Source organism: Roseateles sp. (genome assembly GCF_031397715.1).
Taxonomy (GTDB): Bacteria; Pseudomonadota; Gammaproteobacteria; order Burkholderiales; family Burkholderiaceae_C; genus Paucibacter_A.
Genome location: NZ_JANNMI010000291.1, coordinates 1 through 5357 on the forward strand (window position 1 = coordinate 1; position 5357 = coordinate 5357).

Annotated in this window: 4 protein-coding genes; all 4 read left to right on the top strand. The window is 63.4% G+C overall.

The window, feature by feature from the left end:
* Window positions 1-241: RNase H family protein (locus RMO57_RS12685; RefSeq protein ID WP_310387124.1), on the top strand; the 241-nt coding region annotated here is incomplete at its 5' end.
* A gap of 136 nt (window positions 242-377) precedes the next feature.
* Window positions 378-1574 (top strand): efflux RND transporter periplasmic adaptor subunit, encoded by a 1197-nt coding sequence (locus RMO57_RS12690; protein ID WP_310387126.1) that lies wholly within the window; start codon window positions 378-380, stop codon window positions 1572-1574.
* A 26-nt stretch (window positions 1575-1600) separates the two neighbouring features.
* Window positions 1601-4660, top strand: a complete 3060-nt coding sequence (locus tag RMO57_RS12695) for an efflux RND transporter permease subunit (RefSeq protein WP_310387128.1) — start codon at window positions 1601-1603, stop codon at window positions 4658-4660.
* Between the two features lie 40 nt (window positions 4661-4700).
* The gene (dcd, locus tag RMO57_RS12700; protein ID WP_310387130.1) at window positions 4701-5270 is read left to right on the top strand and encodes a dCTP deaminase; all 570 of its coding nucleotides are present in this window, start codon (window positions 4701-4703) and stop codon (window positions 5268-5270) included.
* Window positions 5271-5357: the final 87 nt, after the last annotated feature.

Here is a 5357-nt window from a genome sequence, read left to right on the forward strand (position 1 = left end):
GGCGCGCGATGCGCTCAAGGCCTCACTGCTCTCAATCAAGGATCAGGCGCCGGGTGTCAAGAGCGAGGTGATCTGGGCGGATGACAAGCCGGTCAAAAACGCCGACCTCTGGCAGCGCCTGGACGCCTTGCGCAAGCTGCATCAAGTGGAGTGGCGCTGGGTCAAGGGGCATTCAGGCGATCCGGGTAACGAGCGTGCCGATGCGCTGGCCAATCAGGGCGTCAACGCGGCGCCGCGCTGAAACTTGACGGCGAGTTTGTGCGTTGATCGCACGGCAACCGTCGCTCACGACACCGAGCGCGTATTTCGGAGCATTTTCAAACCATTCGCCAAGCGCCGACCGCGGACTGACGCTAGAGTGCTGCACGGAGAATTGCATGACTGTAAAGAAGAAATTTCATAGCGTGGTGGCTGTCGTGGCCTTGCTTGGACTGAGTGCTGCGGCCTATTGGTGGCAGCACAGGCCGGCGAAAGCTCAGCTCCCGCTTGCCCAAGCCGCGGCCAAAGCGCCCGCGGGTGCCGGTGCTGCCGGTGCTGGTGCAGCCCAAGGCCCGATCCCGGTCGAGGTGGGCACGGTTGAATCGGCGTCCTTGCCGGACGATGCCCAAACCGTCGGCACCTTGAAGGCGCGCCAGTCGGCGCTGCTCAAACCCGAGGTCAGCGGGCGCATCGTCAAACTCGGCTTCAGCGACGGCCAGAACGTGCGCCAGGGCCAATTGCTGGTGCAGCTTGATGACGGTTTGCAAGCGGCGCAGCTGCAGCAATCGCAGGCGCAGGCCAGCATTGCGCGCTCCAGCTTGAAGCGCAATAGCGAGTTACTTGCGCAGGGTTTCGTCAGCACCAGCGCGCTTGAGCAGGCGCAATCCGTGTTGCAGGTGGCCGAGGCGCAAGTGGCACTGAGCCAGGCGCAGCTGACCCGTATGCAGGTGCGCGCGCCGTTTGACGGCGTGATGGGCATCCGCAGCGTCAGCGTGGGCGACTATGTCAAAGACGGCAGTGATTTGGTCAGCATTGAAGACACCTCGACGATGTGGTTGGACTTTCGCCTGCCCGAGCGCTTCGTGCCGCGGCTGAAGGTAGGCCAGCAGGTCGAGGTGCAACTCGATGCGTTGCCGGGCAAGGCCTTCACGGCCCAGATTGTTGCCCTGGATACCCAGCTGGAAGCCAACGGCCGCTCGCTGTTGGTGCGGGCCAAGTTGCCGGCCAACACGCCGGAGCTGCGCTCGGGACTGTTCGCCCGTGTGCGTGTGCTGTTGGCTGTGCATCAAAACGCGTTGTTGGTGCCCGAGGAGGCGCTGGTTCCTCAGGGCGGCAAGCAATACATCATCAAGGTTGTCGAGCAAGGCTCGGCGGCGCCGACCGCCCAGCGCATCGAGGCCAAGCTGGGCCTGCGTTTGCCGGGCAAGGTGGAAGTACTGTCGGGCTTGAAGGCCGGTGACCGGGTGGTGACGGCCGGCCAAGCCAAGCTGATGCGCGGCGAGGGCCAGGTCTTGAAGGTCATCGACGTGGACAAGCAGGGTACCGCGCGCGCCGTGGCGGGTGCAGCCAGTGCGGCCAACTCGGTCAGCCGATAGAACAGCCGACAAAAAAGCAGTCCGCCATGCGTATTTCCGAAATTTCAATCCGCCGACCGGTCTTTGCGACGGTGATGTCCTTGGTTCTGATCCTGGTCGGCCTGGTCGCCTTCGGGCGGCTGTCGCTGCGCGAGTACCCGCGCATCGACGAGCCAGTGGTGACGGTCAGCACCCGCCTGGTGGGTGCCTCCAGCGAGGTGATCGAAAGCCAGATCACCAAGCCGCTGGAGGATTCGATTGCCGGCATCGACGGCATCGAGGTGCTGACGTCGAGTTCGCGCACCGAGTCCAGCCAAATCACCGCGCGCTTCAAGCTGGAAAAGGATCCCGATGACGCCGCTGCCGATGTGCGCGACCGCGTCGCCCGGGTGCGTGGGCGCCTGCCCGACGCGGCCGATGAGCCGGTGGTGGCCAAGGTCGAGGCGGATGCGCAGCCGACCATCTGGATCGCTTTTTCCAGCGAGACGCTGAGCCCGCTGGAGATCACCGATCTGGTCAACCGCGTGGTCAAGCCGCGGCTGCAGACCATTCCCGGCGTGGCCGATGTGCAGACCGGCGGTGACCGCAAATACGGCATGCGGATCTGGCTCGACGCCGACCGCCTGGCCGCCTACAAGCTGACCGTGCAGGACGTCGAGGACGCGCTGCGGCGCCAGAATCTCGAAGTGCCGGCCGGCCGGATCGAAAGCCAGCAGCGCGAATTCAGCGTCACTGCCCGCACCGACCTGAACACGGTGGCCGAGTTCGCCGAGGTCATCCTGAAGCAAACCGGTGGCTTCGCCGTGCGGCTGAAGGACGTGGCACGGATCGAGGAGGCGGCGGCCAGCGAGCGCTCGCGGGTGCGCTTGAACGGGGTGTTATCGGTGTCCTTGGGCGTGATTCGTCAAGCCACCGCCAACCCGCTGGAAGTGTCGGCGGCGGTGCGCGAGATGATGCCCAAGCTGCAGGCCGACCTACCGGACAGCATCAAGGTCTTGCCGGCGAATGACAACTCGGTCTTCATCGACCGCTCGATCAAATCGGTCTATTCCACCATTGTCGAATCGGTCGTGCTGGTGGCGCTGGTGGTGTTTGTTTTCTTGCGCACCTTGCGCGCGTCCATCATCCCGCTGGTGACGATCCCGATCAGCCTGATCGGCTCCTTTGCCCTGATGGCGGCCGCCGGCTTCACCGTCAATACCTTGACCTTGCTGGCCTTGGTGCTGGCGATTGGCCTGGTGGTGGACGATGCCATCGTGGTGCTGGAGAACATCTTCCGGCATATCGAGGAGGGGCTGGAGCCATTTCAGGCCGCCTTGAAAGGGGCCAAGGAAATCGCATTTGCGGTGCTGGCGATGACCATGACCTTGGCCGCGGTGTTCGCGCCGCTGGCCTTCACGCCCGGGCGCACCGGCCGCTTGTTCGTTGAGTTCGCGATGACCATGGCCGGCGCCGTGATCGTCTCGGGCTTTGTGGCGCTGACGCTGACGCCGATGATGTGCAGCAAATTGCTGCGCCATAACGCCCATCCGAGCCGTTTCGATCGTGGCATGGAGCGCGTGCTGGTGGGGATCTCGGACGGCTACGCGGGCGCCCTGCGTTTTGCACTGCGCGCCCGTTGGGTGGTGGTGCTGGTGATGCTGGGCTCGGGGGCGGCCAGCTGGTTCTTGTTCAGCACCATGAAGTCCGAGTTGGCGCCTATGGAAGACCGCGGCGTGATCGTGATGCCCATCAGCGCCCCGGACGGCGCCACCCTGGCCTTCACGTCCCGCTACCTCGATGCGGTTGACCGCATCGCGGCGCAGTACCCCGAGTTTGACCGGGCGTTTTTGTTCTCGGGCGGTGGTGGCGTGTCATCCGGCTTGGCGATTTTGCGTACCGTCGACTGGTCCGAGCGCAGCCGCAGCACGCAGGAGATTGCGCGCCTGATGCTGCCGCAAGTCAGCTTGTTGCCGGGCGTGCAGGCCTTCCCGACCACACCGGCCAGCCTGGGCCAGGGCTTTACCTCACGGCCGGTCAATTTCGTCGTCGTGACCAGTGACAGCTACGCCAATTTGGCCAAGGTCACCCAGCAAATGATGGCCGAGATGGCCAAGAATCCGGGTTTGAGCCAGCCCGACAATGATTTGCGCTTGAACAAGCCCGAGCTGTTCATGGAGATCGACCGCGAACGCGCGGCCGATCTGGGCGTGTCGGTGGACGCCGTCGCCCGCACCGTCGAGACCATGTTGGGCAGCCGGGCGGTAACGCGTTACAAGCGCGGCGCCGATCAATACGATGTGCTGGTGCAGACCGAGGCTGCGGGGCGCGCCACGCCCGAGCAGATCGAGCGCTTATTCGTGCGCGGCCGGGGCGACACCATGGTGCCGCTGTCCAGCCTGATCAAGGTCAACGAGGCAGTCAGCCCACGCGAGCTGAATCATTTCAACCAACGCCGCTCGGTCGCCTTCACCGCCAATCTGGCGCCCGGCTATGCCTTGGGTGAGGCGCTGACCTTCATGGACCAGACGGCGGCCAAGGTGCTGCCGGTCGGCTACGCGACCGAACTGAACGGCGTCTCGCGCGAGTTCAAGTCCAGCAGTGGCGCGCTCGGGCTGGTGTTTGTGCTGGCGCTGCTGTTCATCTTTTTGGTGCTGGCGGCGCAGTTCGAAAGCTTCATCGACCCCTTTGTGATCTTGCTGTCGGTGCCGCTGTCCATGGTCGGCGCCCTGGCGGCCTTGCAATGGTCTGGCGGCACGCTGAATGTCTATTCGCAGATCGGCTTGATCACCTTGGTGGGCCTGATCACCAAACACGGGATTTTGATTGTCGAATTCAGTAACCAGTTACGTCAGCAGGGGCGCGGAGTTCAGGAGGCCGTGATTGAGGCGGCCGCTTTGCGCCTGCGGCCGATTTTGATGACCACCGGTGCGATGGTGCTGGGGGCCTTGCCCTTGGCGCTGGCCAGCGGCGCGGGCGCCGAGAGCCGCCAGCAAATTGGCTGGGTGATTGTCGGCGGCATGAGCTTGGGCACCTTGCTGACGATCTTTGTGGTGCCGACCATGTACACCTTGTTTGCGCGCAAGAGCACGCCCGGTGAGATCACCACGCCGGCGCTGGTCGGTTGACAGCCCCTAAAATGCATGCTTAAACCCGGGGGGAATTCAGATGACGATCAAGAGTGACAAGTGGATACGCCGCATGGCCGAGCAGCACGGCATGATCGAGCCGTTTGAGCCGGGCCAGGTGCGGGCCAATGCGGCCGGCGAACGCATCGTCTCTTATGGCACCTCCAGCTATGGCTATGACATCCGCTGCGCGCCCGAGTTCAAGGTCTTCACCAATGTCTACAGCAGCATCGTCGATCCGAAGAACTTCGACGAGAAGAGCTTTGTCGACATGGAGGGTGACTTCTGCATCATCCCGCCGAACAGCTTTTGCCTGGCCCGCACGGTCGAGTACTTCCGCATTCCGCGCAATGTGCTGACGGTCTGTCTGGGAAAGAGTACCTATGCGCGCTGCGGCATCATCGTCAACGTGACCCCGTTCGAGCCCGAATGGGAGGGTTTTGTAACGCTGGAGTTCAGCAACACCACGCCGCTGCCGGCCAAGATCTATGCCGGCGAGGGCTGCGCGCAGGTGCTGTTCTTCGAGAGCGACGAGGTCTGCGAGACCAGCTATAAGGACCGCGGCGGCAAGTACCAAGGCCAGCGCGGCGTGACCTTGCCCAAGACCTGAAAAAGAAAACTTAAATTGAATCAGCCGGTGAAAGCTGGGCTTTTTCGGATTTAAGTTTTTGTGAGCGCTCGCATCATGGCGGCATCC

Coding starts and splice junctions, on each gene's coding strand:
- dcd (WP_310387130.1), top strand. CDS start 4,701: ATGACGATCAAGAGTGACAAGTGGATACGCCGCATGGCCGAGCAGCAC.
- RMO57_RS12695 (WP_310387128.1), top strand. CDS start 1,601: ATGCGTATTTCCGAAATTTCAATCCGCCGACCGGTCTTTGCGACGGTG.
- RMO57_RS12690 (WP_310387126.1), top strand. CDS start 378: ATGACTGTAAAGAAGAAATTTCATAGCGTGGTGGCTGTCGTGGCCTTG.